30 protein-coding genes are annotated in these 26,762 nt (G+C 63.3%); 15 read left to right on the top strand and 15 right to left on the bottom strand.

Features of this window, described 5'->3' with window-relative positions:
- The first annotated feature begins 92 nt into the window (after positions 1-92).
- The 3 genes from fmt to truA all read left to right on the top strand — a co-directional run bounded on the left by fmt (position 93) and on the right by truA (position 2,441).
- Positions 93-1,046 (top strand): methionyl-tRNA formyltransferase, encoded by a 954-nt coding sequence (gene fmt, locus EOC83_RS09180; RefSeq protein WP_063169728.1) that lies wholly within the window; start codon positions 93-95, stop codon positions 1,044-1,046.
- Positions 1,043-1,549 (top strand): N-acetyltransferase, encoded by a 507-nt coding sequence (locus EOC83_RS09175; RefSeq protein WP_013528472.1) that lies wholly within the window; start codon positions 1,043-1,045, stop codon positions 1,547-1,549. Before fmt ends, EOC83_RS09175 begins: the two co-directional genes overlap by 4 nt.
- 121 nt (positions 1,550-1,670) lie before the next feature.
- Entirely contained in the window at positions 1,671-2,441 is a 771-nt protein-coding gene (gene truA, locus EOC83_RS09170) for a tRNA pseudouridine(38-40) synthase TruA (RefSeq protein WP_063169727.1), read from the top strand.
- On the opposite strand, the gene EOC83_RS09165 is transcribed toward truA, so the two are convergent.
- Positions 2,408-3,043, bottom strand: a complete 636-nt coding sequence (locus EOC83_RS09165) for a hypothetical protein (protein ID WP_063169726.1) — start codon at positions 3,041-3,043, stop codon at positions 2,408-2,410. The genes truA and EOC83_RS09165 overlap by 34 nt on opposite strands.
- Before the next feature lie 5 nt (positions 3,044-3,048).
- Positions 3,049-4,242: a succinyl-diaminopimelate desuccinylase gene (gene dapE, locus EOC83_RS09160; protein WP_063170425.1), complete on the bottom strand. Its 1,194-nt coding sequence runs from the start codon at positions 4,240-4,242 to the stop codon at positions 3,049-3,051.
- A gap of 127 nt (positions 4,243-4,369) precedes the next feature.
- Between dapE and EOC83_RS09155 the strand changes: the two genes are divergently transcribed.
- Positions 4,370-5,410: a 2-dehydropantoate 2-reductase gene (locus EOC83_RS09155; protein ID WP_063169725.1), complete on the top strand. Its 1,041-nt coding sequence runs from the start codon at positions 4,370-4,372 to the stop codon at positions 5,408-5,410.
- Here EOC83_RS09155 and EOC83_RS09150 read toward each other — a convergent pair.
- The 4 genes from EOC83_RS09150 to dapD form a co-directional block, all read right to left on the bottom strand.
- Positions 5,313-6,086 (bottom strand): hypothetical protein, encoded by a 774-nt coding sequence (locus EOC83_RS09150; RefSeq protein WP_063169724.1) that lies wholly within the window; start codon positions 6,084-6,086, stop codon positions 5,313-5,315. The two genes, EOC83_RS09155 and EOC83_RS09150, sit on opposite strands and share 98 nt — an antisense overlap.
- 13 nt (positions 6,087-6,099) lie before the next feature.
- A complete protein-coding gene (locus EOC83_RS09145; RefSeq protein ID WP_024502086.1) occupies positions 6,100-6,477 on the bottom strand; it encodes a DUF805 domain-containing protein in 378 nt (125 codons plus the stop codon).
- Positions 6,470-6,832, bottom strand: a complete 363-nt coding sequence (locus tag EOC83_RS09140; RefSeq protein ID WP_013528479.1) for a DUF805 domain-containing protein — start codon at positions 6,830-6,832, stop codon at positions 6,470-6,472. Before EOC83_RS09140 ends, EOC83_RS09145 begins: the two co-directional genes overlap by 8 nt.
- A 72-nt stretch (positions 6,833-6,904) precedes the next feature.
- The gene (gene dapD, locus EOC83_RS09135) at positions 6,905-7,759 is read right to left on the bottom strand and encodes a 2,3,4,5-tetrahydropyridine-2,6-dicarboxylate N-succinyltransferase (protein WP_013528480.1); all 855 of its coding nucleotides are present in this window, start codon (positions 7,757-7,759) and stop codon (positions 6,905-6,907) included.
- Between the two features lie 142 nt (positions 7,760-7,901).
- Here dapD and EOC83_RS09130 point away from each other — a divergent pair, with 142 nt between their 5' ends.
- Positions 7,902-8,747, top strand: coding sequence for an LOG family protein (locus EOC83_RS09130; protein ID WP_013528481.1), 846 nt, complete (start codon positions 7,902-7,904; stop codon positions 8,745-8,747).
- A gap of 163 nt (positions 8,748-8,910) precedes the next feature.
- Here the strand turns inward: EOC83_RS09130 and EOC83_RS09125 are convergent, their stop codons facing one another.
- Positions 8,911-9,624, bottom strand: a complete 714-nt coding sequence (locus EOC83_RS09125) for a pyrimidine 5'-nucleotidase (protein ID WP_013528482.1) — start codon at positions 9,622-9,624, stop codon at positions 8,911-8,913.
- Positions 9,625-9,784: 160 nt separating this feature from the next.
- Between EOC83_RS09125 and EOC83_RS09120 the strand changes: the two genes are divergently transcribed.
- The 3 genes from EOC83_RS09120 to EOC83_RS09110 all read left to right on the top strand — a co-directional run bounded on the left by EOC83_RS09120 (position 9,785) and on the right by EOC83_RS09110 (position 12,353).
- The gene (locus tag EOC83_RS09120) at positions 9,785-10,546 is read left to right on the top strand and encodes a GGDEF domain-containing protein (protein WP_013528483.1); all 762 of its coding nucleotides are present in this window, start codon (positions 9,785-9,787) and stop codon (positions 10,544-10,546) included.
- A 194-nt stretch (positions 10,547-10,740) separates the two neighbouring features.
- Positions 10,741-10,917: a hypothetical protein gene (locus EOC83_RS09115; protein WP_082826619.1), complete on the top strand. Its 177-nt coding sequence runs from the start codon at positions 10,741-10,743 to the stop codon at positions 10,915-10,917.
- The gene (locus tag EOC83_RS09110) at positions 10,914-12,353 is read left to right on the top strand and encodes a GMC family oxidoreductase (RefSeq protein WP_063169723.1); all 1,440 of its coding nucleotides are present in this window, start codon (positions 10,914-10,916) and stop codon (positions 12,351-12,353) included. The genes EOC83_RS09115 and EOC83_RS09110 overlap by 4 nt, the downstream gene beginning before the upstream one ends.
- Positions 12,354-12,474: 121 nt before the next feature.
- Here the strand turns inward: EOC83_RS09110 and phhA are convergent, their stop codons facing one another.
- Complete coding sequence (phhA, locus tag EOC83_RS09105) at positions 12,475-13,311, bottom strand: phenylalanine 4-monooxygenase (protein WP_063169722.1); 837 nt, start codon at positions 13,309-13,311, stop codon at positions 12,475-12,477.
- A gap of 136 nt (positions 13,312-13,447) precedes the next feature.
- On the opposite strand from phhA, the gene EOC83_RS09100 reads away from it, so the two are divergent.
- Both EOC83_RS09100 and bchE read left to right on the top strand, forming a co-directional pair.
- Positions 13,448-13,924, top strand: coding sequence for an Lrp/AsnC family transcriptional regulator (locus tag EOC83_RS09100; protein WP_024502088.1), 477 nt, complete (start codon positions 13,448-13,450; stop codon positions 13,922-13,924).
- Positions 13,925-14,041: 117 nt separating this feature from the next.
- Entirely contained in the window at positions 14,042-15,610 is a 1,569-nt protein-coding gene (gene bchE, locus EOC83_RS09095; protein ID WP_063169721.1) for a magnesium-protoporphyrin IX monomethyl ester anaerobic oxidative cyclase, read from the top strand.
- A gap of 8 nt (positions 15,611-15,618) precedes the next feature.
- Here the strand turns inward: bchE and argB are convergent, their stop codons facing one another.
- Positions 15,619-16,512: an acetylglutamate kinase gene (gene argB, locus EOC83_RS09090; protein ID WP_013528489.1), complete on the bottom strand. Its 894-nt coding sequence runs from the start codon at positions 16,510-16,512 to the stop codon at positions 15,619-15,621.
- A 103-nt stretch (positions 16,513-16,615) separates the two neighbouring features.
- The gene (locus EOC83_RS09085; RefSeq protein ID WP_063169720.1) at positions 16,616-18,115 is read right to left on the bottom strand and encodes an amidase; all 1,500 of its coding nucleotides are present in this window, start codon (positions 18,113-18,115) and stop codon (positions 16,616-16,618) included.
- 152 nt (positions 18,116-18,267) lie between these two features.
- Here EOC83_RS09085 and EOC83_RS09080 point away from each other — a divergent pair, with 152 nt between their 5' ends.
- From EOC83_RS09080 to msrB, 4 genes are all read left to right on the top strand, one after another.
- Positions 18,268-18,807, top strand: coding sequence for a sigma-70 family RNA polymerase sigma factor (locus tag EOC83_RS09080; protein WP_063169719.1), 540 nt, complete (start codon positions 18,268-18,270; stop codon positions 18,805-18,807).
- The gene (locus tag EOC83_RS09075; protein ID WP_082826618.1) at positions 18,804-19,532 is read left to right on the top strand and encodes an anti-sigma factor; all 729 of its coding nucleotides are present in this window, start codon (positions 18,804-18,806) and stop codon (positions 19,530-19,532) included. The genes EOC83_RS09080 and EOC83_RS09075 overlap by 4 nt, the downstream gene beginning before the upstream one ends.
- Positions 19,533-19,753: 221 nt before the next feature.
- Complete coding sequence (locus EOC83_RS09070) at positions 19,754-20,311, top strand: fasciclin domain-containing protein (protein ID WP_013528492.1); 558 nt, start codon at positions 19,754-19,756, stop codon at positions 20,309-20,311.
- A 212-nt stretch (positions 20,312-20,523) separates the two neighbouring features.
- Entirely contained in the window at positions 20,524-21,027 is a 504-nt protein-coding gene (msrB, locus tag EOC83_RS09065; RefSeq protein WP_013528493.1) for a peptide-methionine (R)-S-oxide reductase MsrB, read from the top strand.
- Between the two features lie 198 nt (positions 21,028-21,225).
- Here msrB and EOC83_RS09055 read toward each other — a convergent pair whose 3' ends face one another.
- Both EOC83_RS09055 and EOC83_RS09050 read right to left on the bottom strand, forming a co-directional pair.
- A complete protein-coding gene (locus EOC83_RS09055) occupies positions 21,226-22,821 on the bottom strand; it encodes a DHA2 family efflux MFS transporter permease subunit (RefSeq protein WP_063169717.1) in 1,596 nt (531 codons plus the stop codon).
- Between the two features lie 22 nt (positions 22,822-22,843).
- Positions 22,844-24,043 (bottom strand): HlyD family secretion protein, encoded by a 1,200-nt coding sequence (locus EOC83_RS09050; protein WP_013528495.1) that lies wholly within the window; start codon positions 24,041-24,043, stop codon positions 22,844-22,846.
- 132 nt (positions 24,044-24,175) lie between these two features.
- Here EOC83_RS09050 and EOC83_RS09045 point away from each other — a divergent pair, with 132 nt between their 5' ends.
- The gene (locus EOC83_RS09045) at positions 24,176-24,910 is read left to right on the top strand and encodes a TetR/AcrR family transcriptional regulator (RefSeq protein ID WP_013528496.1); all 735 of its coding nucleotides are present in this window, start codon (positions 24,176-24,178) and stop codon (positions 24,908-24,910) included.
- Positions 24,911-25,001: 91 nt separating this feature from the next.
- Here EOC83_RS09045 and yihA read toward each other — a convergent pair whose 3' ends face one another.
- The 3 genes from yihA to EOC83_RS09030 form a co-directional block, all read right to left on the bottom strand.
- The gene (gene yihA, locus EOC83_RS09040) at positions 25,002-25,661 is read right to left on the bottom strand and encodes a ribosome biogenesis GTP-binding protein YihA/YsxC (protein WP_024502094.1); all 660 of its coding nucleotides are present in this window, start codon (positions 25,659-25,661) and stop codon (positions 25,002-25,004) included.
- Positions 25,658-26,296: a CatB-related O-acetyltransferase gene (locus EOC83_RS09035; protein ID WP_063170424.1), complete on the bottom strand. Its 639-nt coding sequence runs from the start codon at positions 26,294-26,296 to the stop codon at positions 25,658-25,660. Before EOC83_RS09035 ends, yihA begins: the two co-directional genes overlap by 4 nt.
- A 124-nt stretch (positions 26,297-26,420) precedes the next feature.
- On the bottom strand, positions 26,421-26,735 hold the full coding sequence (locus EOC83_RS09030) for a hypothetical protein (RefSeq protein WP_024502096.1): 315 nt from the start codon (positions 26,733-26,735) through the stop codon (positions 26,421-26,423).
- Between the last annotated feature and the right edge of the window lie 27 nt (positions 26,736-26,762).

Here is a 26,762-nt window from a genome sequence, read left to right as displayed (position 1 = left end):
ACGGCCTTGACCTGAAGCTCGTAAACCCGTTTGAAGCGGATGCCTGAGCCGGCACACTGCGCGAGCAAGAAGACAGGATACCAGAAGAAAAAATGCCCCTTCGCGTCATCTTCATGGGCACGCCGGAGTTTTCGGTGCCGACCTTGCGCGCGATCGCCGAGGCTGGCCATGAGATATCAGCCGTCTATACCCAGCCGCCGCGCGCTGCCGGACGACGCGGACTGGAGCTGACGCCGTCGCCGGTGCAGCGCGAGGCGGAGCGACTGGGCATCGAGGTGCGGACGCCGGTTTCGCTCAAAGGCGAGGCCGAACAGGCCGCTTTTCGCGCCTTGCAGGCCGATGTGGCGGTGGTCGTCGCCTATGGTTTGCTGCTGCCGAAGGCGGTTCTGGAGGCAACCCGGCTCGGCTGCGTCAACGGCCATGCGTCGCTTCTGCCGCGCTGGCGCGGCGCCGCCCCCATCCAGCGCGCCATCATGGCCGGAGACCTGGAAAGCGGCATGATGGTGATGCGCATGGAAGAGGGCCTGGACACCGGTCCGGTCGGGCTGGTTGAAAAATGCGCTATCGAACCCGATATGACAGCCGGCGATCTGCATGATCGGTTGATGAGTGTCGGTGCTGCCTTGATGGTGGAAGCGCTGGCGCGACTGGAAAGGAATACGCTGACATTCACCACACAAGCTGTGGATGGGGTGACCTACGCCAAGAAAATCGATAAATCCGAGACTCGCGTGGACTGGACTCGCTCGGCAAGTGAGGTCCACAATCATATTCGCGGCCTGTCGCCCTTTCCCGGCGCCTGGTCGGAGATAGGAATTGGCGGCCGCCAGGAGCGGCTGAAACTGCTTCGCTCGACGCTGTCGCAAGGCCTGTCGCCTTCGGAAGATTTGGGCGAGTCGGGAGGAATTCTCGATGACCGGCTGACGGTCGCCTGCGGGGCAGGCGCGATCAGGCTGGTCGAAGTTCAACGGGCGGGCGGAAAGCCCGCTGCCGCGTCGGAATTCCTGCGCGGGGCCAAGATCGAAAAAGGACTGAAATTCTCATGAGCATGATGTCGATACGCGCGGCAACGCCGCGGGATCGCGAGGCCATCCGCCTCGTCGAGGAACACGCTTTCGGCCAGCAGGCGGAGGCCGGTCTGGTCGACGCGCTGGTGACCGGCGGCGACGCGGTTGCCGAACTGGTTGCGGAAGAGGACGGCCAGGTGGTCGGCCATATCCTGTTTTCGCGGCTGTTCGTCCAGAATGGCGGCAAGACCTTCGCGGCCGTGGCGCTGGCGCCGCTGGCGGTGGAGCCCTCGTTCCATGGCAGCGGCATTGGCGGCGCGCTGATCCGCGAGGCGCATATCCGCCTCAAGGATGGTGGTGAGACGCTGGCCGTGGTGCTGGGCGACCCCACCTATTACGGGCGTTTCGGCTATAGCCACACGCGTGCCGAGAACTTCGAAAGCGAATACCAGGGCGAAGCGCTGCAGGCGCTGGCCTGGGGTGACGCGCCAGAAGCAGGCAGGCTGGTCTACGCCTCCGCCTTCACCGCTCTCGCCGCGTAGAACAGTCAGCCGTTTTCACGGAAACGGCGAACTGCACTCCTCTTTGTTTTAACGCAATTCCGAACGGAAAACCGTTTCACACTTTTCCTGGAATTGCTCGAGGCGAGAGCTCTAGCCGCAAATGCCGCGTTTTCGCCTCGACATCGAATATGACGGCAGCCTGTTTGCCGGCTGGCAGCACCAGGCGGATCAGCCTTCGGTGCAGCAGGCGATCGAACAGGCGATCGAAAAATTCTGCGGCGAAGCGATCAGGCTGCGCGCCGCCGGCCGCACCGATGCCGGCGTGCATGCGACCGCGCAGGTGGCGCATGTCGACCTCGTCAAGGCGTGGCCGAGCGACAAGGTGCGCGATGCCGTCAACGCCCATCTGCAGGCGGCCGGGGCGCGCATCGCCATCCTGAAAGCGACGGTGGTCTCCGACAGTTTCGACGCCCGCTTCTCGGCCATTGGCCGCCACTATCTCTACCGCATCCTGAACCGCCGCGCGCCGGCCGCGCTCGACAAGGGCAAGGTGTGGTGGGTGCCGAAGCGGCTCGACGCCGGCGCCATGCACGAAGCGGCAAAGGTCCTGCTCGGACGGCATGACTTTACCACCTTCCGCTCGACCCAGTGCCAGGCCAACAGCCCGATCAGGACGCTGGAACGGCTCGATGTGAGCCGACAAGGCGACATGGTCGAGGTCAGGGCTTCGGCGCGCTCGTTCCTGCACAACCAGGTGCGTTCGATGGTCGGCTCGCTCAAGCGTGTCGGCGACGGCGGCTGGAGCGCGGCCGACCTGAAAACATCGCTCGAGGCGCGCGACCGCGCCGCCTGCGGCCAGGTGGCGCCGCCCGACGGGCTGTTTCTCACCGGTGTCGATTATCCGATCGAGACGAGCCCGGAAAGGCTCTGAACTCCGACATCGTCCGGGACGGTGATGCCGAGCAACGTCTGCAGGCCGAACAGCACCAGCAGCGACGCAATGAACATGCCGACGAAAACGGCCGTGCCGACCGCTGCGCCCCTGCCCATCGTGGCATTTGTCATGCGCCAGGTCAGCACCATAGAAAGGGCAAAGAGGAACAGCGACACAAGGCTCGAAACCTGGCTTGCGGACGACAGGAAAAGCCGGATCAGCGCCGAAGGCAGCATCAGCCAGGCGGTGATGGCCGAAGCCCAGTTGCTGGCAACGACGTAGTGGACGAAGCGGCCGCCTATGCCGGCGCGCGGCGCGATGAAAGCGAGCGCAACCAGCGGCAGCACCCAGGAGCCGATGTCGACCGTCGCCAGGCGCACCAGCATGCTGAAGCGCCCCGCGAAGGCGTCGGGATCGCCGATTTCGTTGGCGATGCCGACCCAGCCGACGATCAGCGCCGGTGCTGCAACGACAATGGCGAAGAAGGAATTCCAGAAGCCGTCGGCCGACAGGTCGAGCAGGCGCAGGCCGTCGGCTCTGCCGAGCATCAATCGCCAGGCGCCCGTCAGCGAAGCTTGGGTTTCGTCCGCCGAAAGCATGCTGTTCAGCCCTGTCCGAACCAGTCTTCTATGAAGCGCTGGTAGATTTGCGTCAGCGTCTCGAGGTCGGCAATGGCGACGCGCTCGTCGACCATGTGCATGGTCTTGCCGACCAGCCCGAACTCGACCACCGGGCAATAGTCCTTGATGAAACGCGCATCGGAGGTTCCACCGGAGGTCGACAGCGTCGGCTCCTTGCCGACCGCCGACTTGATCGAGCCGCGCAGCGTTTCGATCAGCCTGTCGTCACGGGTCAGGAAGACATGGCTCGGCCGGTCGCGCCAGACGAGCTCGTAGTCGACCGGCGTCTTCTTGCCCTGCCGGTACTTCTTGCGCCTGGCCGCCTGGTCGAGCCGGTTGTGGATTTCGGCCTGCAGGGTCTCGTCCGTCCAGGTGTCGTTGAAGCGGATGTTGAAGGTCGCGGTCGCTTTGGCCGGGATGACATTGGTGGCCGGGTTGCCCACATCGATGGAGGTGACCTCCAGATTGGTCGGCTGGAAATCCCTGGTTCCCTTGTCGAAAACCGGATGCAGCAAGGCATCGACCAGGCTCATCAGCCCGCGCACCGGATTGTCGGCAAGCAAGGGATAGGCGACATGGCCCTGGCGGCCATTGACGGTGACGGCGCCGGACATCGAGCCGCGGCGGCCGATCTTGATCATGTCGCCCAGCGCATCCGGGTTGGTCGGCTCGCCGACGACAGAGGCATCCCATTTCTCGCCCCTGGAAGCCGCCCATTCGAGCAGCTTGACCGTGCCGTTGATCGCGGGGCCTTCCTCGTCGCCGGTGATCAGCAGCGAGACCGAGCCTTTCGGACCGCCATTGGCCTCGACATGGCGCGCCACGGCGGCGATGAAACAGGCGATGCCGCCCTTCATGTCGACGGCGCCGCGGCCATACATCTCGCCATTGGCGATCTCGGCGGCGAAGGGCGGATGCGTCCAGGCGGCTTCGTCGCCGACCGGCACCACGTCGGTGTGGCCGGCGAACATCAGATGCGGGCCATTGCCGGAACGCCTTGCATAGAGGTTTTCGATATCGGGCGTGCCGTCTTCGGAAAACACCGGCCGATCGACCAGGAAGCCGAGCGGTTTGAGCATCGTCTCCAGCGCGGTCAGCGCACCGCCCTCAGCGGGCGTCACCGAAGCGCAACGGATAAGGGCGGCGAGGTTTTCGGCAGGATCGGTCGGCAGCGTCATGGCAAAAGCGATAGTCGAAAGCGCAGGGCCTGTCACGGCCAGACATAGGGGCCAGCCTCATGGCTGGCGATACCGCCGATATTATGGTTTTCATGTCGTATAGTTGCGACCCGGCGCGGGCGACAGGATGGCAGACAAGGACAAACGGATCGTCATAGCCGGTGCCGGCAGCATCGGCTGCTATGCCGGCGGCTGCCTGGCGCTGGCCAGCCGAAAGGTCATTCTGCTGGCCCGGCCGCGCATTGAGGCAGCGTTGCGGCAGGGTGGATTGCGGGTCAGCGACCTCCAGGGCCGCGATCGCTCGATCAAGCCGGAGGCGCTTGCCGTCACCACCGATCCGGCCGCCACCCTGCCGCAGGCAGACGTGATCCTGGTCACGGTCAAGAGCGGCGCCACTCAGGACATGGCGGATCTTATCAAAGCTCATGCCCGGCCCGACGCCGTGGTGATCAGCCTGCAGAACGGTGTCGACAATGCCGACAGGCTGCGTGCCGGACTTGGCCGGCGAACGGTGCTGGCCGGCATGGTGCCGTTCAATGTGGTGCAGTCGCCGGACGGCGAGCTGCCGCTGCGCGTGCACCGCGCCAGCGACGGCAAGGTGATGGTCGAGGATGGCGATGCCGGCCTGGTCGGCCTGCTTGGCGTCGAAGGGTTTGCGGTTGAAGCGCATGGCGACATGAAGGCGGTGCTGTGGGGCAAGCTGCTGATGAATCTGAACAACGCGCTGGTGGCGCTTTCCGGCCTGCCGCTGGCAACCGAACTGGCCGACCGACGCTGGCGGCTGATCCTGGCTGGCCAGATCGACGAGGCGCTGACGGCGCTGAAAGCGTCCGGCATCGAGCCGGCGCGGATCGCCGGCCTGCGGCCGGCGCTGCTGCCGAAAGTGCTCAGGCTGCCGGACTGGCTGTTCAAGCTCTTGGCGCGGCGCATGCTGGCGATCGACCCGCAGGCGCGCTCGTCGATGTGGGACGATCTTCAGCGCGGCCGGCCGACGGAGATCGACGACTTGCAAGGTGCCATCTTGCGGCTGGCGGGGAAGGCCGGCACGCCCGTGCCGACGGTTCAGCGGATCATCGCCTTGGTGCGCGCGGCGGAAGCGGAGCGGCTTGGCTCGCCGGGCCTGGCGCCGGAGCAGATTGTTGCACCGGCCGGCCGTCGATCAACGTGATCTTCTGCCAGATTTTCCGCGACAGGTTGGACGCCAGGTTCTCGATGTCGTTGACGCCGTCGATGACCACGTCGTCATTGACCGACTGCGCGAACAATGCGGCGATCTTGCCGGTGATCGACAGCATTTCGGAGCAATAGTCGAGGTAACGCGCCAGGTCGGCGGCATTGGTGATGCGGGCGGGCGAATGCGACGTTGGCTTGAAATCGGCCGACAGCGCCGCCGGATCCTTGGTCAGCTGGTGCATGTCGATGACGTGGATCAGCGAGCGCAGGCCATGCAGCTGGCGAAAGACCTGCTTGCGCTTGATGCGCTCCTCGGAGCGGATCAAGGCGAGAAATCCGACAATGGCGAGGATGAACATGTTGAGCGAAGCTTCGATGCCTTGCACAGACTGGACGGCATCACCCGGTTTGGAAATGCGGTCGAATGGCAATACGGTTCCGACGAAGATGAACATCAGTGCGCCGGCAACGACAGCGGCGACGATGAGGCCGCGCAGCCACCAGATCGGCGCTTCCAGGGCCTTGGCGCCCTGTGCCAGGTCGCGCGACAGCGAGACCAGTTCGGCGGCAACGCCGCGCAGGCCGGCATCGGGGAAACGCTCCGCAACGCGCGTCTCCAGCCGTTCTGCGGTCTCGATGATCAGTTTCGGATCAAGCGTACGGTAGCGCATGTCCGATCGAACCTCAGGGTTGTGCTGGCTCGTTGGTGCGCCGGCCGTAGCGGTTGGGTCCAGGCTGCCCCGGAAACAGGCACAACACAAGGAAGGCCACGATCGAGACCACCGGCACGAACAGGATCAGCGCCGCAATGCCCGGCTTGTCCAAATCGTGCAGCCGCTTGACCGCCAGGGCAATGTTCGACCACAGCGAGGCGATGAAGGCGACGAAGAAGATGAACGACCACATGTTGCTCTCGGCCGAACCTTCCGGCACCAGCGTGAAGCGGTAGAGCGGGAAGGCCTGGATGATAGCGACGAGCAACCCGCCAAGAAAATAGGCCGCGCGACTGACGCGGCCCGAGGTTTTGAAGAAAAGCCAGGTGAGATCTGATCTGTCAGGCAAGCGGGTCCGGTCCATATTGATTGGCGCCCCTGGCGCCTTCGAGAATGCCGCATTCCACCAGAAACCAGATCGGGCCGATCAATGGCACCAGCATGATCAGGCTCCACCAGCCCGACTTGCCGCGATCATGCCAGCGCTTGGCGTAGACTGCGAGTGCGAAATAGATCGAGGCCAGAGCGATGAGAATGCCGATGATGCCGATCTGGGCGCCACTGGCCGTGGTGATGCGTGTACCGAGGATCGCATCGAGAATAAAGGCAACGATGCCAATGACGATGAAAACGCCAATCGCGGCCCAGAACTTGCCACGGTTGATGCGACCGTCAAAACTTGTGAGCAGATACTTCCAGTCCATGTCACCCCTCCATGATGAACCCGCGCGACCGATTGTCGCGCCGGCGGAAGGTGCGCCCGCTTTGCGCAAAGATCAATCGCGCAGCAATTCGTTGATCGAGGTCTTGGACCTGGTTTTGGCGTCGACGCGCTTGACGATGACGGCGCAGTAGAGGCTCGGACCCGGCTCGCCGTTCGGAAAGGGCTTGCCCGGCATCGCTCCGGCGACGACGACGGAATTCGGCGGCACTTCGCCATAGAAAATCTCGCCGGTAGCGCGGTCGACGATCTTGGTCGACTGGCCGATGAAGACGCCCATGCCGAGCACCGAGCCTTCGCGCACGATGCAGCCCTCGACCACTTCCGAGCGCGCGCCGATGAAGCAATTGTCCTCGATGATGGTCGGACCTGCCTGCATCGGCTCCAGCACGCCGCCGATGCCGACGCCGCCGGAAAGATGCACGTTCTTGCCGATCTGGGCACAGGAGCCTACCCCGACCCAGGTGTCGATCATGGTGCCTGTATCGACATAGGCGCCGACATTGACGAAGGACGGCATCAGCACGGCGCCCGGCGCGATATAGGCCGAGCGACGCACGATCGACCCCGGCACGGCGCGAAAGCCCTCCTTTTCGAAATCGACAGCGCCCCAGCCATCGAACTTCGACGGCACCTTGTCCCACCACGTCGCTTCGCCGGGACCACCCTTGATGATCTCCATCGGGTTGAGCCGGAAGGACAAAAGCACGGCCTTCTTCAGCCACTGGTTGACATGCCACTTGCCGTCGGCCTGCCGCTCGGCGACGCGGACGGCGCCGCGGTCGAGCAGGTCAAGCGCCGACTGGATGGCATCGCGCGTTTCGCCGCGCGTCGCAGTCGAAATCGCATCGCGTTCCTCGAAGGCCTTCTCGATGGTCTTTTCGAGGCTCGCCAGATCGGGCTTCGACATGAATTCGCTCCATTACCAAGCTGTTAAGGGACTGAGCCTTAACCTGTTTTGAAAGTCGCGCGGACCCTATGTTAAGGCTTAATGGGGGTCAATCGCGTGTGCGTCACGGGACGGCGCAGTTAAGGGAATTGGACGGGTAGTTATGACTCCTATGGAAAAGGCGGGGTGGACGCCGCTGCCGCATTCGGACGAGGATCTGGAGCGGTCGAAGAGCGTGCCTGACACGCCGCAGACGCGTGCCGAAACCTACCGGCTCGCCTGGAACGATCCCGACTTCATGACGCGGCGCGAGTTGCGCGCGGTCAGGCTGCAACTCGAACTCCTGAAACCGGAAATGATCCTAGCCGAACGCGGCATCCGCTCGACGGTGATCCTGTTCGGCGGTGCGCGCCTGCCGGAACCCGGCGGCGAGGCCTGGGCGGCCAAGAACGAGACGCAGAAGAAGAACCTCGAAGAGAACAGCAAATACTACGAGGAAGCGCGCAAATTCGCCCGCCTCTGCTCGCAGCAATCGGCTACCTCCTATTACCGCGAATATGTCGTGGTGACCGGCGGCGGGCCTGGCGTGATGGAAGCGGGAAACCGCGGCGCCGACGATGTCGGCGCGCCGTCGATAGGCCTCAACATCGTCTTGCCGCACGAGCAGGCGCCGAACATCTATGTGACGCCGGAGCTCTGTTTCAACTTCCATTATTTCGCTATCCGCAAGATGCATTTCGTCATGCGCGCCAAGGCGGTCGCGGTGTTTCCGGGCGGCTTCGGCACGATGGACGAATTCTTCGAGACGCTGACCCTGATCCAGACAGGGCGCATGGAGCGCGTGCCGGTGATCCTGTTCGGCAAATCCTTCTGGAAGCGGGCGATCGATCTCGATTTCCTCGCCGAGCAGGGCACGATCAGCCCCGGCGATCAGGACATCATCGACTTCGTCGACACCGCGGATGAGGCGTGGGGGATTATCAGCCGGTTCTATAAGTTAGGAGAGTAGGGCTGGGGATCGGGGAATTGAAGAATTGAAGAATTGAAGAATTGAAGAATTGAAGAATTGAAGAATTGAAGAATTGAAGAATTGAAGAATTGAAGAATTGAAGAATGAAGGGATTGTGGCTCTGCGTTCGGATCAATCCCCAATTCGTCATTTCATCATTTCTTCATTTCCCCTCCCCCCTCTCCACAATCGCCGTCAGAAACCCCGCCAGATCGTCGGTGACGAAATCGACATCATCCTCATTGGCCGGGTCGCGCTCCCATATCTCGGAAAAGGTCGGCTCGAAATTGCGCGGCACGATCAGCACCGTGGTCATGCCGAGCGACTTCGGCACCGAAAGGTTACGGGCAAGATCCTCGAACATCACCGCATTGTGGCCGGTGACGGCGTGGAGTTCGGCGAACTTCTCGTAGGTCTGGCGCGCCGGCTTGGGATTGAGCCCCGCAGCGACGATGTCGAAGATGTCGTCGAAATGGTCGAGGATGCCGAGCTGGCGCGCGGTGCGCTCGGCGTGCCTGCGGTCGCCGTTGGTGAAGATGAACTTGCGGCCGGGAAGCTGGCGGATGGCGGTGCCGAGAACGGGATCGGGCACCAGCCATGAATAGTCGATGTCGTGGACCTTCTCGAGGAAATCGTCGGGGTCGATGCCGTGGCGTGTCATCAGGCCGTTCAGCGTCGTGCCATATTCGCGGTAGAGCTCCTTCTGCAACTTGCGCGCATCGTCGCGCGGCAATGCCAACAGTTCGCCGACATAGGCGGTCATCTTGACGTCGATCTGCGAGAACAGATTCGAATGGTGCGGATAGAGCGTGTTATCGAGATCGAAGACCCAGTCGGTGACATGGGCGAAGCGGGCGGGGTCAGGGAGCGTGGTCATGGACTCCTTATGGCATGAAACGCGCATTCCGAAAGCGACTTTATCCACAACTTCTGCTCGTTGAGGTTGCGTAAATCGTCTCACGATTCAAATTTTAGGCATCTGGGAAAGGTGGCCTTCAGGGCTTGCTGGCAGAGAGGCAGTCTTGTGGGAGCAAGCGATGAACAGCATAATTCTGAGATCCGCCGCCGTTGCTTTCGCCTCAGTCGCGGCCTCTCTCCTGCTGACCCTGATCATCGTTCCGGCCATGGGATTTCCGGTCAACCGGACGATCTGGCTGACCTCCACGCTCTGTCCGCTGGTGCTGGCGTGGGCCGCCAGCGCAAGCACTTTCTGGCAAAGCGACAGGCTGAAAAACGCGCATCGCGATCTCGCCCGAGCCCATGCCCAGCTCGCCGCCGCGCATCGCCGCCTGGCGGAAAAGGCGAGCCGCGACGACATGACCGGCATGCTCAACCGGGAAAGCTTCTTTGCCGCGCTCGACGGTTCGCGCCGCAAGTCCGATCGCGGCGCGCTGCTGATCATCGATGCCGACCACTTCAAGACCATCAACGACAATTTCGGCCACCTGACCGGCGATGACGCGCTGCTTTTGATCGCCAGCGCGATTCAGCGCGGCGTGCGCAGCGGCGATGTGCTCGGCCGCATCGGCGGCGAGGAATTTGGCGCCTTTCTGGTTGGCGCCACCGAGCAGGAGGCCAAGCGCGTCGCCGAGCGCATTCGCCGCGAAGTCGAGCTGATCCGCTTCCGGCCCGTCGACGAGCGGACCATTCCGCTCACGGTCAGCATCGGCGGTACTGTCTGCGGCGAGGAAGCCAGCGTGTCGGAGTTGATGCGCGCCGCCGACCGGCGCCTCTACCAGGCCAAGCACCAGGGCCGTAACCTGACGATCATCGACACCGGCATTTCCGAGGCGGCGTGATCCGATCTGCCGCAACCGGCCTGTTAAGAAAACTCTAACCCTGTTTGCACTCGGTTGTACCGCTTAGCCGGGTTTTCACTGCTTTGCGGCCAGACTTGGCACGATACTGGCTTCCACGGTGATGCATGTGTCGTTCCGGGAATTGCCGTTCTGGGAACGCCATGCAGTGCCGAAGCCCAGCCGAGAGACCAGCCATGAGTTTCATCATCAAGAAAATGTCACGCCGCGCGCTCGTGCAGGCGTTGATCGCATTGCCTGCCCTGTCCTTGTTCCGCAAGCTGCCTGATGCCGATGCCGCCGGTCCAAAGCCCGACCCGAACGAGATCGTCGAGGTCGATGGCTGGATCCTGAAGCGGAGCGACCTGGCATGATCTTCGACAGCTACGAGGCGTATCGCGCTGCGAACTTCACCCCGAAGGTCTGCATCCTCGGCTCCGGTCCGGCCGGCATGACCATTGCCCGCAAGCTTGGCGCGGCCGGCATTCCGGTGGTGGTGATGGAGGCCGGTCCGCGCGAATTCAGCGACGACTCGCAGGACTTTTACCGGGGCAGCACGGTCGGAGATTTCTATTTCGATCTCGACATCACCCGGCTGCGGTTCATGGGGGGCAGTTCCAACCACTGGGCAGGCTGGTGCCGCGTGCTCGACAAGCAGGATTTCGAGCCGAAGGCCTGGGTACCCGATACGGGCTGGCCGATCGCCCGCACCGACATCGAACCCTATCTGCCGGAAGTGCGCGATATTCTCGACCTTCCGGCCCTCCGGCCCGATATGCCGATCTCGGACGACATTCGCTGGGTGCAGCTGATCAAGAGCCCGGCCGTGCGCTTCGCCGAGAAGTTCGGCGATGAACTCGACAAGGCCACGAACATCGCGGTGGTGCTCAACACTTGTGCCACCGAACTTGCCGGCGACGGCAGACGCGTGACTGGCGCCAGGCTGTGGTCGAACGGACAGGATGCCGGCTCGTTCAGCGCTGACTATTTCATCGTCTGCACCGGTGGGCTGGAGAATTCGCGGCTGCTTCTGTGGTCCAACCAGCGCTCGAACGGCGGCGTCGTGCCGAATGCAACTGCGCTTGGCCGCTACTGGATGGAGCATCCGACCTTCGAGGGCGGCAACGCCATCCTGGCCGACTACAACGCGTTCGAGGTCGACGCCGTCAACGAGGCCTTCTTCTCGCCGACGTTTGCCGCCATGGAGCGGCTGCAGATCATGAACTTCGGCATCCGGCTGATCGAGACGCCGTATCCCGGGGTCAAGAGCCTTATCGCCGACCTCGCCTGCACGGCGCCCAGCATGGCGGAATGGATGTCCTACCAGCTCAGTCAGCGACTGCGCTGCGCGGCCCAGCTCTACGTCGCCTGGGAACAGGCGCCGCTGGCCTCCAACCAGATCGAGTTGTCGAAGACCGATGTCGACCATGCCGGCGTGCCGCGCATCGAACTGCACTGGAAGAAATCCGAACTGGAACATCGCACCCTTCTCGAAGGGCTCAGACTGTTCGGCGCAACGCTGATCGAGAAGAATCTCGGCCGCGTGCGCATTGCCGACTGGATCAGCAATGGTCAGGACTATCCGACCAACGACGAGACGGCGGGCCATCACCATATGGGCGGCACGCGCATGGGCACCGACATCAGCAAGAGCGTGGTCGACGCCAACTGCAAGGTGCACGGCATGGACAATCTCTATGTCGGCGGCTCCTCGGTGTTCTGCACGTCGGGTCAATGCAACCCGACGACGACGATCACCGCGCTGGCCTGCCGGCTGGGCGACCATCTCAGCAAGGTGGTCACCGCCTGACGGCTGCAGGGCAGCATGCTGCCTAGGGCAGTTCACCGTTTCACGGAACGGCGATCCGCTCTAACTCTTTGTTTGACGCAATTCCGGACGGAAAACCGTTTCACACTTTTCCTGGAATGCTCTAGAGCGTCGCCGGATCGAGCGCCGGCTGGTCCTTGCGCCGGGCGACGATTGCCGCGAAATCGGCGGTCTGGAAGGCATCGCGCAAGGCGTCGAAGGACGGCAGCACGAAATAGGCGCGCTGGAACTTGTCGATCTCGTAGCCGGTGCGCATCACCGTTTCCAGGTCGAAGGGCACGTGGTGGGCGTCCTTGCCTTCGACGGCGAACTGCAGCTCGGTAAACGACGACATAAGGCCGGCGCCAAAGGCCTTCAGCGGCTGGCCGGCCTCCCGCATCAGGCCATATTCGGCCGTGTACCAGTAGAGCCGGGAAATCATCTCGTCGCCACCCAGCGCGATGATGTCGCCGGCCTTCTCGCCATACATCTGCATGAAATCGGCGAACACCGGTTGCGACAGCGCCGGCACATGGCCGAAGAAATCATGGAACATGTCGGGCTCGACAATGTAGTCGAGCTCCTGCCTGGTCCGCAGCCAGTTGGTGACCGGGAAGCGGCGATCGGCGAGATGGTCGAAAAACGGAGCCGCGGGAATGAGCCCCGGCACCGCGACGATCTCCCAACCGGTCAGTTTGCGCAGCTTGGCGCTGACCTCGTCGAAGTCGGGAATACGGTCGAGCAGGCCGAGTTTTTCGACGCCGTCGAGGTAGGAATGGTGGGCGAGCTTGCGCGTCAGTCTGGTCTGGCGGTCGCACAGCGTGCGCCACACCGCCTGCTCTTCATCGCTGTAATCGTAACCCTGCGACACGGTGAAATCGGCACGGCAGACCGAGTAGTCGCCGCGCAATCCTTGCGCCGCGCAGTCGCGGGCGTATTCGGCAACGCTCATCGTCGTCATGGTTTTTCTCCTCGCAAAGCAAATCGCTGACGTGCTGAACGTTAAGCGGATTTGCGGAGGCGAATCGGTTTTGATGATGGCTCGAATTCGGAAATCGGGATAATATTCACTCAGAAATTCCCAGGAAGGAGTGAAAATGCCTCGATTCGATGATTTCGAGATCAAGATGCTCGATGTCCTGCAGCGCGACGGGCGCAAACCGGTTTCCGAGCTGGCGCAAGAGATCGGCCTGTCGACGACACCATGCGCGCGGCGCTTCGAGGCGCTGCAGGAGGCCGGCATCATCAAGGGATTTGCCGCCGTGATCAGCCGCCGCGCTGTCGGGCTGATGGTCGAGGTGTTCATCCAGGTGCGCCTCGTCAGCCACAGCGACGGCTCGCCCGAAAGCTTCATCGCCGCCGTGCAGCGCATGGACGAGGTTTCCTCGTGCTGGACGATGACCGGCGACCATGACTTTCTGCTGCATGTCATGGTGCCGTCGGTCGACGAGCTCAACGCTTTCGTCATGCACCGGCTGATGCGGCTCGACGGCGTGCGCGACGTCCACACGCAGTTGGTGCTGCAGAACATCAAGGGCCCGGGCCATGTGCCGCTCGGGCATCTCAGGCGATGACAATGCCTGCCCTTCGCACTCCTTGAGGAAAAGCTGCACGCAAACTGCTGAAACGGGCCAAGCACGTGTCCACATCGCCGGCCAGCTTGTGCGGACCAACTGCCCAGGAGGTCCGCCATGAAAATCGTCCTGATCAATCCGCCGCACACCGCCATCGGCAGCCGCGTGCCCGACGATCACCTGCCGCCGCTCGGCCTGCTGGCGATCGGCGGGCCGCTGATCGATGCCGGCCATCAGGTGCGCCTCGTCGACGCCGAGTTCGGGCCGATGCCGCTCGATGACGTCGTGCGCAGCGCACTGGAGGACCACCCCGACTTCGTCCTGATCGGCCATTCCGGCTCGACCTCGGCGCACCCGACCGCCTTGGTGATCGCGCGCATGATCAAGGAGCGCGAGCCGGCGACCATCATCATCTATGGCGGCGTTTTCCCGACCTATCATTGGCGCGACATCCTGGCCGCTACCGATGCCTTCGACTTCATCGTGCGCGGCGAGGGCGAAGCGACGGTGGTGGCGCTGATCGAAGGGCTGGAGATGCGCCAGCCGCCGGCGAGCGTGGCCGGCATCGCCTATCGCGACGATCTCAGCCGCCCCTTCGCCACACAGGCGGCCATGACCATTGCCGACCTCGACGCCTACCGCGTCGGCTGGGAACTGATCGACCATCCCAGTTACAGCTACTGGGGCGGCAAGCGGGCCGTGGTCATGCAGTTTTCGCGCGGCTGTCCGCATCTGTGCAACTATTGCGGCCAGCGCGGCTTCTGGACCCGCTGGCGGCATCGCGATCCGGTGAAATTCGCCAGGGAGATCGCATGGCTGCATCGCCAACATGGCGTCGAGCTCATCAATCTTGCCGACGAGAATCCGACGGTCTCGAAGAAAGCCTGGCGGGCCTTCCTCGATGCCCTGATCGCCGAGAACGTGCCGGTGCTGATCGTCGGTTCGACCCGTGCCGACGACATCGTGCGCGATGCCGACATCCTGCATCTCTACCGCAAGGCCGGTGTCATCCGCTGGCTGCTCGGCATGGAAAACACCGACGAGCAGACGCTTCAATTAATCCGCAAGGGCGGCAGCACCTCATCCGATCGCGAGGCGATAAGGCTGCTGCGTCTCAGCGGCATCCTGTCTATGGCGACCTGGGTGTCCGGCTTCGAGGACGAAGGGTTTCGCGACCTGTGGCGCGGCTTTCGCCAACTCATCGCCTACGACCCCGACCAGATCCAGGCGCTTTATGTGACGCCGCATCGCTGGACGCCGTTCTTCCGCATCGCGCGGGATCGCAAGGTGATCCAGCAGGATGCGCGCCTGTGGGACTACAAGCACCAGGTGCTGCAGATGACGCGGCTGAAGCCGTGGATGCTGTTCTTCAGCGTCAAGCTGATCGAGCTGGCGGTGCAATCACGGCCGAAGGCGCTGGCCCGCATCCTGTTCCACAAGGATCCCGAGCAGCGCCATTCGATGCGCTGGTACACACAGATGGGCCGCCGCGTGTGGTTCCGCGAGGTCTGGGGCTTTCTGGTCCGCGACATCAGGGTGAAAGACGGCCCGACGCTGGCCGAATTCTGGGGCGCGCCGCAGGATGCCGAGGAGGAATCGATGTCCGTTCGACGCCCGGCCAGAAAGCCCGCCATTCCCACCATCGACAATATTGAAGATGCCGAGGCGAGAAAGTTAGCCGGCTGACGAGCCCCTCAGGGCACGATCAGCGTGCCGGCGCCATGTTCGGTGAACAGTTCCAGCAGCACCGCATGCGGGGTCTTGCCGTTGAGGATGACAACGCCTTCGACGCCGCGCTCGATCGCTTCGATGCAGGTCTCGACCTTGGGGATCATGCCGCCCGAGACCGTGCCGTCCTTGATCAGCGCCTTGGCCTCGGCCACGGTCAGTTCGTCGATCAGCTTCTTGTTCTTGTCGAGCACACCCGGCACGTCGGTGAGGAATAGCAGGCGCGTCGCCTGGCAGGCGCCGGCAATGGCGCCGGCGAAGGTGTCGGCGTTGATGTTGTAGGTGTGGCCATCGCGTCCCGGCGCCACCGGCGCCAGCACCGGGATCATTTCGGAGCGTGCCAGAAGATCGAGCAAGGTACGGTCGACCTCGACCGGCTCGCCGACGAAGCCGAGATCGAGCACGCGCTCGATGTTGGAGTCCGGATCGATCATGGTCTTGCGGGCCTTTTCGGCGAACACCATGTTGCCGTCCTTGCCGCACAGGCCGATCGCCCATTCGCCCTCGGCGTTGATCAGCGCGACGATCTCCTTGTTGATCGAACCGGCCAGCACCATTTCGACGATCTCGACCGTCTTCTGGTCGGTGACGCGCAGGCCGCCTTCGAACTTGGATTCGATGCCCATCTTGGCCAGCATGGCGCCGATCTGCGGGCCGCCGCCGTGGACGACGATCGGGTTGACGCCGGATTGCTTGAGCAGCGCGATGTCGCGCGCGAAGGCCTTGCCGAGCTCGATGTCGCCCATGGCATGGCCGCCATATTTCACCACGACCGTCTTGTGCTCGTAGCGCTGCATGTAGGGCAGCGCCCGCGACAACAGGGCTGCCTGCATTTCGGCGGTGGCGGTTATTTCCGTCATCGGCTTTTTTCCCTGGAGATCGGTAAGGACGGCGGCGTCTTAGCGGGAATTGGCGCCGCCCGCAAATGGCTTTGCTGTCATATTCGAGCGCTTCACGACCTCGTCATCGTGTCGGCACCATCAGCGGCGCCCTGCGACCCAGCCAACCCGAGATCTTCTCCATCTGCGCGGCGAGCGACAAAAGCGTCTCCTCGTCGCCCGGACGGCCGGCAGCCTGGACGCCGATCGGCAGGCCGGCGTCGGTGACATGGACCGGCAGGGCGATCGATGGCTGGCCGCTGACATTCTGGATCGCCGGCCAATGGGTGAACCAGAGGCTCTTGTCCATCAACTGGCCGAAGAACGGCTTCAGCTTCAGCAAGGGCGTCAGGTGAAGCTTGTCGAGCAGGTTCTCGATGAGGTCGTCGGCGCCTTTCGGATCCATTGCGCCGCAGGCAAGCGGCGGGTGGGCAATGATCGGCATCAGCACGGCGTCATACTGCGCGGTCTCTGCGATCAGCCGCCGTGAGGCGGCATGCAGCCGCTGCAGGTCGGCATAGGTCTCGCCGGCCGACACCAGTTCGCCGAAGCGGGCGAGCACGCGCGTGGCCCGCTCGATGTCGCCAGCAACGGAACGGCCGACGCGCAGCGCTTCGGCCCGCATCGTGCCAGCGACGGCGGAGGCAACCGTCCTGCAGAAATCGGCGAAGAAATCGCGGCCGATAAAGGGCAAGTCGATCTCCTCGACCGTGTGGCCGCCCTCGCGGGCAAGCGCCACCGCCGTGTCGAGCGCCTTGAGCGTCTCGTCCGAGATCGGCAGGCGAAGCGGCGATTTGCGGTACACGGCCAGACTGAGCTTGCCGGGATCGCGTGCGGCGGCAGCCGCGAACGTGCCTTTCGGCCGCGGCGCGGCATAGGGCGACAGAGGATCGGGCCCGTGGGTCAGGTCGAGCAGCAGCGCGCAATCGCGCACCGAACGGGTGAGCGCATGGTCGACGACCATGCCGTACCAGCTTTCGCTCACCAGGGGCGTCAGCGGTATACGGCCGCGCGACGTCTTCAGGCCGACAAGTCCGGTGCAGGCGGCAGGCACACGGATCGAGCCGCCGCCATCGGAGGCATGCGCCACCGGCACGACGCCGGCTGCGACCAGTGCTGCCGAACCGCCCGAAGAGCCGCCGCTGGTATGGCCGGTGTTCCACGGATTGCGGGTGATGCCAAAGGCCCTGGATTCGGTCATCAATCGAAGCCCGTGCTCCGGCGATGTCGAGGTGACGATCGGGATAAGTCCGGCAGCGAGATAGCGGTCGGTCAGCGCCGAATTGACATCGGCCAGCCATGCCGGAATGCGGCTGCCGCCATGCGTCGGCACGCCCTTGATGGCGATGCCGAGATCCTTGATGGCGAAGGGAACACCAGCCAGCGGCAGCGAGGGGTCGACGGTCTTGGCGCGGGCGCGGGCGGCATCGTAGAGCGGTTCGGCCGTGGCATTGATGTCGGGACGGGTGGCCTCGGCGCGGGCAATCGCGGCGTCGGTCAGTTCGACGGCCGAAACCTCGCCCTTGCGGACCAGATTGGCGAGGCCGGTGGCATCTTCTTCCCAAAGGATCCGTTCGACCGACATGCGCGCTCCCCCATCAATGAAGGCAAGCTAGCCAGTGGCAATTCCATTGGCAATCGACCGACGGATCCGGGCCGGCGACACACAAAAGCTTAGGCGTGCACAAGGTTATTTCCGTCGTTGCAAATACATGGCAATCGCCTAATTTGCCTGCAATGACGCCGCAGGACATCACCAAGCTGATCGTTCGGACTTCGATGAAGGATCGGGCCGCGTTCGATCTGCTTTACCGGCAGACCAGCGCGAAACTTTTTGGCGTCTGTCTTCGTGTATTGAACGACCGGGGAGACGCGGAAGAAGCGCTGCAGGAAGTCTTCGTCAAGATATGGACGAAGGCCGACCGTTTTGCTGTTTCCGATCTAAGCCCGATCTCCTGGCTGGTGGCAATCGCGCGCAATCATGCGATCGATCGCATCAGAGCGCGGCGCAACCCCGCCGCCGACATCGATGCCGCGCTCGACGTGGCCGATCCGGCGCCGGGGCCTGAAGCGATGGCGGTGGCGGGCGACGAATCCGAACGTATCCACCATTGTCTCGATGAGCTGGAGAAGGACCGGGCAGCAGCCGTCCGGGGCGCCTATCTCAAGGGCGAGAGCTATGCCGAACTGGCGGAGCGCCATGGCGTGCCGCTGAACACGATGCGTACATGGCTGCGCCGCAGCCTGTTGAAACTCAGAGAATGCCTGGAAAGATGACGCTGGCAGAAGACACAGGACCGGAACGTGGAGGCGACGACCTGCTCGCCGCCGAGTACGTTCTCGGCGTGCTCGATGCCGACGAACGCCAGATCGTCTCTCGCCGCATCGATGCGGATACGGTTTTCGCCCGTCTTGTCGAGGACTGGGAGGTCAGGCTCTCACCGCTTGCCGCCGCCTTTCGGGAAGTCGAGCCGCCGGTTTCGGTGAAGACCGCGGTCGACCGCCGCCTGTTCGCTACCGCTGCCGCGGTGAGCAGGCCCGCCGAAGTGCGCGGCGGCCTTTGGTCCAGCCTGGCCTTCTGGCGCGCCCTTGCCGCAGCCGCGGTTGCGGCACTGGCGATTTACATCGCCGTGCCCGTCTTCAACCCGCCGGTCGAGCAGCCGCAGGCGCGCCTCGTCGCTTCGCTGGCCGCCGAAGGCAGCGACGTCAGATATCTTGCCGTCTACGACGCCGCGCATCACGAAGTCGGCCTGTCGCATGTCTCCGGTGAGCGTGCTTCCGGCAAGGACTTCGAGCTGTGGATGATCGAGGGCAAGAACCCGCCGGTCTCGATGGGCGTCATTCCGACCGGTGCTACGGCACATATCGTCGTCTCGCCGGCGGCCCAGCAGAAGCTTGCCCAGGGCGCGGTGCTTGCCGTCAGCCTCGAGCCGTCGGGCGGTTCGCCGACCGGACAGCCGACCGGACCGGTGGTTGCCGCTGGCGACCTGAAGAGCATCTGACCGGCTCTTCACCTGAAAAATCACAACAGACTATCATAAGTCTATCCTTCGCTGAACATGCCCATAGACAGCATGTCGGCAGGCGGCCGATGGCTCGGGAAATCCCTCTGCGCCGTGGATAAAATCAAGAATCACAATATTTCTGAAACTCGGGCGAGTTTGTTCCGTATCTCCTCGCGTCCCCAAGAATGGGAAGAGAAAAACCCGAGGAGTTCGACATCATGCGTAGATACGCCACCCTTTTGCTCGCCGGTACGATCGCCGTTTCGGCCCTTGCCACCGCCGCCTACGCCGAAAACCCGATGGTTGGCGGCGCCGCCATGTATGCCAACAAGAACATCGTCGAGAACGCCGTGAACTCGAAGGATCACACCACGCTGGTCGCCGCCGTGAAGGCCGCCGGCCTTGTCGAGACGCTGCAGGGCGCCGGTCCGTTCACCGTGTTCGCGCCGACCAACGAAGCCTTCGCAGCCCTTCCGGCCGGTACGGTCGAGACGCTGCTCAAGCCAGAAAACAAGGACAAGCTCACCAAGATCCTGACCTGCCATGTCATCGGCGCCAAGGCGATGGGAGCAGATGTGGCCGCGATGGCCAAGGCTGACGGCGGCACCCACAAGGTCAAGACGGTCGGCGGCTGCGAATTGTCGCTCAAGGCCGACGGCGGCAAGGTCACGGTCACCGACGAGAACGGCAATGTCGCCAATGTGACGATCGCCGATGTCGAACAGTCCAATGGCGTCATCCACGTCATCGACAAGGTTCTTTTGCCCAAGATGTAACAAGGGGCTTGCTGCCGGCGAACTGACGGCAAGGACCCTCCGTCGATTGCACGATCCCGCTCCCGTGATCCGCAATTGGCCCGTGCACTTCGCGCCCGCCTGCATTCGGATGTGGGAGGGCGCGGAGTGTTCGTTCGAGGGGCTACCGTCACCGGCTTTTGATTTCCGCGCGGCGGTGTAGTTTGGCAAAAGGACATCAGGAGGAACTGGTCATGAACCGTCGCGACTTTCTTTTGAGCGGTGCCGCCGCCATCGGCGTGATCGGGGCCGCGGCAACGATGCTGCGCATGGGCGATCCGCAGGCAGCACAAGCGGCCGAGAGCTTCGAGGTCGTCAAGACCGACGCCGAGTGGAAAGCCATCCTGTCGCCGGCCGCCTTCGACGTGCTGCGCAAGGAAGGCACGGAGTACCCCGGCACCAGCCCGCTGCTCAACGAACACCGCAAGGGCATTTTCGCCTGTGCCGGCTGCGACCTGCCGGTCTATTCGTCGGAGACGAAATTCGATTCCGGCACCGGATGGCCGAGCTTCTGGCAAGAGATCCCCAAGGCGATCGGCACGACCGTGGACAGGTCGCTCGGCATGACGCGTACCGAGGCACATTGCCGCCGCTGCGGCGGCCATCTCGGCCATGTCTTCGACGACGGTCCGGCGCCGACCGGCCTGCGCCACTGCATCAACGGCGTCGCGCTGACCTTCAAACCGGCCACGGCCTGAGTCCATAGACCCGAATGCAAAAAACTCCGGGCTTGCGGCCCGGAGTTTTTTACGCGGTCAGAGCTTTTCGGGCGTGGACTGGAGGAGCTTCCCGAAACCGCTGCCCACGTATCCTTGTCTTGTCGCAATCTCCAAGGGAAAGCGCTGCGCGCTTTTCCCGGGAAAACCGCCTTACACTTTTCCTGGAATTGCTCCCTATCAGTGCCCCCCACCGCCGCCGCCACCCGGTGCGGCCGGCTTGCGGATCAGCATGGTGAACAGGCCAAGCGTCGCAAACAGCACCGTCAGCATGAAGAACACGTCCATGAAGGACAGCAACGCCGCCTGCTGCTGGACCATGCCAGACAACTTGGAGATCGCAGCGCTTGTCGCATCGAGGCCGGGGGTCTGCTCGAAATTGCGGGTCATGTTCTGCAGCTTGGTCTGCGCGGCTTCACTGCCCCATTGCACATGCTCGGAGAGCCTTGCGTAGTGGAAGGCGTTGCGGTCGATCAGCACGGTATTGATCAGCGCAAGGCCGACGGCACCGCCAAGGTTGCGGGTGAGATTGAACAGGCCGGACGCGTTCTTCAGCCGCTCGGGCGGCAAGGTGCCGAGCGCGATGTTGTTGATCGGAACCATGCACAGCATCATCGAACAGCCGCGCAGGATCTGCGGGATGAGCAGCTCATAGAAATCCCAGTCGGCGGTCAGATGCGTCATCCACCAGGTGCCGGTGGCGAAGCCGAAGAAGCCGATCATCATCATCAGGCGCGGGTCCATCTTGTTCGACAGGATGCCCGAGATCGGCGCGGTGAAGAACATCGCCAGGCCGCTGACGAACAGAGCCTCGCCGATCATCATCGAATCGTAGCCGCGGATGCGCCCGAGGAACACCGGGTAGAGATAGGTCAGGCCGTAGAGACCGATGCCGATGACGAACGAGAATAGCGAGCCGAAGGCGAAGTTGATGTTGGTGAAGGCCTTCAGGTCGACGATCGGCTCCTCGGCGGTGAATACGCGCCAGAAGAACAGGACCGCGCCGACGGTCATGACGACGGCGCAGATGAAGACGCCCTGGTCCTGCAGCCAGTCATTGTTGGGGCCTTCCTCGAGCACATATTCCATGCAGCCCAGGAAGGCCGCCATGCCGGCGAGGCCCCACCAGTCGAACTTGCTGAACAGCTTGAGGTTGGGCTTGTCGAAGTCGATCAGCATCCAGGCCGCCGTTGTCACCAGGATGCCGGGCACGACATTGACCAGGAACAGCCAATGCCAGGACATGGCATGGCTGATATAGCCACCGACGGTCGGGCCGATGGTCGGCGCCAGCGTCGCCACGAGGCCGATCATCGGCGAGACGACGGCGCGGCGCGAGGGCGGGAAGATGGTGAAGGCAGCGGCAAAGACGCTCGGTATCATGCCGCCGCCGATGAAGCCCTGGACGGCGCGGTAGACGATCATCTGGTCGATGTTGGTGGCGGTCGCCGCCAGCGCACTGGCCGCGGTGAAGCCTGCCGCCGAGATGGTGAACAGCACGCGCGTCGACAGCATCCGGCTGAGAAAGCCCGACAGCGGGATCATCACCACTTCGGCGATCAGGTAGGCGGTCTGCACCCACGGAATTTCGTCGGAGCTGGCGCTCAGGCCGGCCTGGATCTCCGACAGCGAGGCGGAGACGATCTGGATGTCGAGGATGGCCATGAACATGCCGAACACCATCGCCAGGAAGGCGATGACGCGCCGCGTCGAAATGGTGTCAGGCACAGCCGGCCTCGCCGGCGGCGCTCCTGCTGTCAGGGTTGCGGTTGCCATGGCATTGCTCCCCGGCCGCCGCTCAATTCGACGCTGCCACTGACGCCGACCCGGATGGGGCGGTGCGGCTGTCGACGGCGACGACGACGCTCAGGCCGGCGCGCAGCTTACCGCTCTTCAGCGCATCGGCCGGCACATCGATGCGGACCGGAACGCGCTGCACGACCTTGGTGAAGTTGCCGGTGGCGTTTTCGGGCGGCAGCAGCGAGAACACGGCACCCGAAGCCGGCGCCAGCGACGAAACGGTTCCCTCGAAGTCCTGGCCGTCGGTCGCATCGACCGAGATCCTGACCTTCTCGCCGGGAACCAGCCGGGCAAGTTGTGTCTCCTTGAAGTTGGCGACGATGTAGAGCTTGTCCATCGGCACGATGACGGCGAGCTTCTGGCCGGGGCTGACAAGGTCGCCCTGCTCGACCGAGCGGTTGCCGACGATGCCGTCATATGGCGCCTTGAGCACGGTGAAGGAAAGATCGCGCAGCGCCTTGTCATGGCTGAGCTGCAGGGACGCCAGCGTGCTCGCCGATTCCGCGCGCTGCGCCTGCAGCACGCCGATATTGGCTTGCGCGGCGGCGATCTGTGCGTCGGCGCCGACAAGGGCGGCATCGGCCTGCTGGACCGCGGTCTGGGCGTCGTCCAGCTGCGCCTGTGTGCCGACATGGGTCTTGAGCAGCTGCGAGGCGCGCGCCGCGACCTTGGCTGCGTTGTCGGCCGCGGCCTGGTCGGCGACCTTCTGCGCCTGGGCCTGCTGCAGCGAGGCGCGGGCCGCGTCGGTCTGGGCGTCGATACGGTCGAGCGTCTTGCTCAAGGTGGCGATCTGCGCCTCGGCCTGGGCGACGGCAATCTTGTAATCGCCGTCATCGACGACGAGCAGCGGATCGCCGGCCTTGACCAGCTGGTTCTCGCTGACCTTGACCTGATCGACATAGCCGGAAATCTTGGGCGAGATGAACGCCATGTCCGCCTGGACATAGGCATCGTCCGTCGAGATCATGAAGCGGCCCGTTGTCCAGTAGTCGTACCCATACCAGGCGCCGGCGCCCAGCAAGGCAACACCGATGACCGGCAGCAGGAAGGAACGCACCGAACGCTTCTTCCTGGCCGGAGCCTCTGCCGGCGGCGACGAGACGGGCTGGACAGGTACTTCCGGTGCTTCCGTCGCTGGCGCAACCTTGGCGTTGGGGAAGGGACGGACTTCAGCAGTGGTCGGCGCGTTCGAGGACATGACATCTCTCTAAAGTTATAATATAATATTGAACCGTTCGGTTCGATCCGGCCGTTGACATAGCGCGTAAAGAGGACCATATCAAGGGCAATCGAACCGCTTGGTTCGAATTATTTTCGAGGTGTGACTTTCATGGCCGAGACCCCGCCCAATGTCGAAAACGAGTCGTGTGACGACCTGTTGGAAAGCTTGCGCCGTGGCCGCCCGGCCGCGGGGCAGGATCCGGCCAAGCGCAGCCAGATCATCGACGGCGCCCGTCGTGTCTTCATCGACAAGGGCTTCGAAGCCGCCTCGATGAACGACATCACCCGCGAGGCCGGCGTCTCCAAGGGTACGATCTACGTCTACTTCGCCAACAAGGAAGAGCTGTTCGAGGCGCTGATCGAGGAAGAGCGCGGCACCATCTTCAAGAACATGTATGACGTGCTGGACAATGCCGACAACCTGCGCGAGACGCTGGTGAAGTTCGGCAAGGTGCTGGCTCTCAAGATCACGTCGGCCAAGGTCGTCCAAGCGCAGCGCACGGTGATCGGGGCATCAGACCGGATCCCCGACATGGGCGCGCGTTTTTACGAGCGCGGTCCCAAGCGTGGCCACGACAAGGTCGCGGCCTTTCTCAATGCCGCCATCGAGCGCGACCTGCTGCGCATCGACGATGTCGATCTTGCCGCCTATCAGTTCACCGAACTGTGCCTGGCCGGTCTGTTCCGCCAGTGCATCTTCGCCTACCGCACCAAGGCCCCGACCCAGGACGAGATCGACCACATCGTCAGGTCAGGCGTCAGCATGTTCCTGAAGGCCTACGGCACCGAAAGGCTTGTGGCGGAAGAAGGCCATCAGACGATTGCTATCGAGGCCAAGCCCTAGCCAGACCATGCTCTAACTCTTTGTTTAGACGCAATTCTGGACGGAAAACCGCTTCACACTTTTCCTAGAATTGCTCTAAGGTGCGGATGCTTTAGCCGCCATTGGCGGCAAGCACGATGGCTGCCTGCAATTCCTGAAGGCCCTCGGCCTTTTCAGAAGAGGTGGCCAGCACGAACGGGAACGCCGCCGGCCGCTTCTTGATCTTTGCCAGCGTCTCCTCGATCAGCCTCGGCACGCCGGCAGTCTTGATCTTGTCGGTCTTGGTCAGCACGATCTGATAGGACACCGCCGCCTTGTCGAGCAGCGACAGCACTTCGTCGTCCTTGGCCTTGATGCCATGACGGGCGTCGATCAGCACATAGACGCGTTTCAGCGTGACCCGGCCCTTGAGGTAATCGAAGACCAGCTTGGTCCACTCGTCGACCTTCTCCTTGGGCGCGGTGGCGTAGCCGTAGCCGGGCATGTCGACCAGCGCCAAGGGTGGCAGGTCGGCGCCCTCGCCCGAAAATCCATCCGGCACGAAATAGTTGAGCTCCTGCGTGCGCCCCGGCGTGTTGGAAGTGCGCGCCAGCCCCTTCTGGTTGACCAGCGCATTGATCAGCGACGACTTGCCGACATTCGAGCGGCCGGCAAAGGCGATTTCCGGCGGCCCTTCCGGTGGCAGGAACTTCATCGCCGGCACGCCGCGGATGAAGATCCACCCTCGCGTAAACAGTTCGGTGCCGATTATGCTGCTGTTCAGAGCGTTCAAGCTGCTGCCTCCAGAAGAGAAATATTGACACCCCGGATAGCATCGAGGTTGCGGCTGACCTTGTCTACCGGCCAGTCCCACCACGCCACCGCCAGCAGCCGCCTGATTGTCCGGTCGTCGAAACGCATCTTTACCACCTTGGCCGCGTTGCCGGCGACGATCGCATAGGGCGGCACGTCGTGCGTCACCACCGATTTCGCAGCGACGATGGCGCCGTGGCCGATTTCCACCCCGGGCAGGATCACCGCCTCCATCCCGATCCAGACGTCGTTGCCGACGATGGTGTCGCCGCGCACCTCCTTCGACCAGGTCGCCGGGTTAAAACCCTTTTCCCAGCCATGGCCGAAAATATTGAACGGATAGGTCGAAAAGCCGGACATGGCGTGGTTGGCGCCGTTCATGATGAAGCGCGCGCCCTCGGCGATGGCGCAGAACCTGCCGATGATCAGCTTGTCGCCTATGAACGGATAGTGATGCAGGACGCATTTCTCGGCGAATTTGTCCGGCCCGTCGGGGTCGTCATAATAGGTGAAGTCGCCGATCTCGATGTTTGGCGCGTTCACCAGTCCCTTGAGGAAGCCGACGCGGGTATGCATCGGGATCGGGTGCTTGATGTCTGGGTTGGGTCCGTCCATGTCGAAATCCGTCAGAGAAATGGCCGCCAGGTGCATCCGAAACTCGAATGCGCCCGTTCAAAATAGCGTGGTCCGCCCTATAGCACCAATCGGGTGACGAGCGAGCTTTCCTTGACGGCCTTGCTCATTTGCTGCCGCGGCAAATCACGATCGGATCGGACAGCGCACTGTCGAAACCGCTGCCCTGATAGACGGTGACATTCGTGGCGCCGGGCGGCAGCATGAAGCTGCCTTCGACGATTTTCTGGTCGCCGGCCGGCATGTGGAGAGCCCAGCTATAGGTGCAAAACTGAGGCGGCGCCTGGGGTTCGACGTGGCTGCAGTTCAATTGCGCGCCACCCAGCATGGCGGCGCCGCCGCAACTGACGGCGCCCTTTGCGAGCGCAATGCCCGGCCATCCTGCAATGGCCGCCACGGTCGCGATCTTCAGCCAATTCATCGTCGTATCCTTGCCCGGCAACAGCCC

It is taken from the genome of Mesorhizobium sp. Primo-A (assembly GCF_003997175.1).
GTDB lineage: Bacteria > Pseudomonadota > Alphaproteobacteria > Rhizobiales > Rhizobiaceae > Mesorhizobium > Mesorhizobium ciceri.
The sequence above is the reverse complement of the archived record's forward strand: the minus strand, read 5'-3'. Positions and strand labels throughout refer to the sequence as shown.

What these genes read in the sequence shown, in the direction of transcription:
- fmt (WP_063169728.1), top strand. Translation starts at nt 93, where the DNA reads ATGCCCCTTCGCGTCATCTTCATGGGCACGCCGGAGTTTTCGGTGCCG.
- EOC83_RS09175 (WP_013528472.1), top strand. Translation starts at nt 1,043, where the DNA reads ATGAGCATGATGTCGATACGCGCGGCAACGCCGCGGGATCGCGAGGCC.
- truA (WP_063169727.1), top strand. Translation starts at nt 1,671, where the DNA reads ATGCCGCGTTTTCGCCTCGACATCGAATATGACGGCAGCCTGTTTGCC.
- EOC83_RS09165 (WP_063169726.1), bottom strand. Translation starts at nt 3,043, where the DNA reads ATGCTTTCGGCGGACGAAACCCAAGCTTCGCTGACGGGCGCCTGGCGA.
- dapE (WP_063170425.1), bottom strand. Translation starts at nt 4,242, where the DNA reads ATGACGCTGCCGACCGATCCTGCCGAAAACCTCGCCGCCCTTATCCGT.
- EOC83_RS09155 (WP_063169725.1), top strand. Translation starts at nt 4,370, where the DNA reads ATGGCAGACAAGGACAAACGGATCGTCATAGCCGGTGCCGGCAGCATC.
- EOC83_RS09150 (WP_063169724.1), bottom strand. Translation starts at nt 6,086, where the DNA reads ATGCGCTACCGTACGCTTGATCCGAAACTGATCATCGAGACCGCAGAA.
- EOC83_RS09140 (WP_013528479.1), bottom strand. Translation starts at nt 6,832, where the DNA reads ATGGACTGGAAGTATCTGCTCACAAGTTTTGACGGTCGCATCAACCGT.
- dapD (WP_013528480.1), bottom strand. Translation starts at nt 7,759, where the DNA reads ATGTCGAAGCCCGATCTGGCGAGCCTCGAAAAGACCATCGAGAAGGCC.
- EOC83_RS09130 (WP_013528481.1), top strand. Translation starts at nt 7,902, where the DNA reads ATGACTCCTATGGAAAAGGCGGGGTGGACGCCGCTGCCGCATTCGGAC.
- EOC83_RS09125 (WP_013528482.1), bottom strand. Translation starts at nt 9,624, where the DNA reads ATGACCACGCTCCCTGACCCCGCCCGCTTCGCCCATGTCACCGACTGG.
- EOC83_RS09120 (WP_013528483.1), top strand. Translation starts at nt 9,785, where the DNA reads ATGAACAGCATAATTCTGAGATCCGCCGCCGTTGCTTTCGCCTCAGTC.
- EOC83_RS09115 (WP_082826619.1), top strand. Translation starts at nt 10,741, where the DNA reads ATGAGTTTCATCATCAAGAAAATGTCACGCCGCGCGCTCGTGCAGGCG.
- EOC83_RS09110 (WP_063169723.1), top strand. Translation starts at nt 10,914, where the DNA reads ATGATCTTCGACAGCTACGAGGCGTATCGCGCTGCGAACTTCACCCCG.
- phhA (WP_063169722.1), bottom strand. Translation starts at nt 13,311, where the DNA reads ATGACGACGATGAGCGTTGCCGAATACGCCCGCGACTGCGCGGCGCAA.
- EOC83_RS09100 (WP_024502088.1), top strand. Translation starts at nt 13,448, where the DNA reads ATGCCTCGATTCGATGATTTCGAGATCAAGATGCTCGATGTCCTGCAG.
- bchE (WP_063169721.1), top strand. Translation starts at nt 14,042, where the DNA reads ATGAAAATCGTCCTGATCAATCCGCCGCACACCGCCATCGGCAGCCGC.
- argB (WP_013528489.1), bottom strand. Translation starts at nt 16,512, where the DNA reads ATGACGGAAATAACCGCCACCGCCGAAATGCAGGCAGCCCTGTTGTCG.
- EOC83_RS09085 (WP_063169720.1), bottom strand. Translation starts at nt 18,115, where the DNA reads ATGTCGGTCGAACGGATCCTTTGGGAAGAAGATGCCACCGGCCTCGCC.
- EOC83_RS09080 (WP_063169719.1), top strand. Translation starts at nt 18,268, where the DNA reads ATGACGCCGCAGGACATCACCAAGCTGATCGTTCGGACTTCGATGAAG.
- EOC83_RS09075 (WP_082826618.1), top strand. Translation starts at nt 18,804, where the DNA reads ATGACGCTGGCAGAAGACACAGGACCGGAACGTGGAGGCGACGACCTG.
- EOC83_RS09070 (WP_013528492.1), top strand. Translation starts at nt 19,754, where the DNA reads ATGCGTAGATACGCCACCCTTTTGCTCGCCGGTACGATCGCCGTTTCG.
- msrB (WP_013528493.1), top strand. Translation starts at nt 20,524, where the DNA reads ATGAACCGTCGCGACTTTCTTTTGAGCGGTGCCGCCGCCATCGGCGTG.
- EOC83_RS09055 (WP_063169717.1), bottom strand. Translation starts at nt 22,821, where the DNA reads ATGGCAACCGCAACCCTGACAGCAGGAGCGCCGCCGGCGAGGCCGGCT.
- EOC83_RS09050 (WP_013528495.1), bottom strand. Translation starts at nt 24,043, where the DNA reads ATGTCCTCGAACGCGCCGACCACTGCTGAAGTCCGTCCCTTCCCCAAC.
- EOC83_RS09045 (WP_013528496.1), top strand. Translation starts at nt 24,176, where the DNA reads ATGGCCGAGACCCCGCCCAATGTCGAAAACGAGTCGTGTGACGACCTG.
- EOC83_RS09035 (WP_063170424.1), bottom strand. Translation starts at nt 26,296, where the DNA reads ATGGACGGACCCAACCCAGACATCAAGCACCCGATCCCGATGCATACC.
- EOC83_RS09030 (WP_024502096.1), bottom strand. Translation starts at nt 26,735, where the DNA reads ATGAATTGGCTGAAGATCGCGACCGTGGCGGCCATTGCAGGATGGCCG.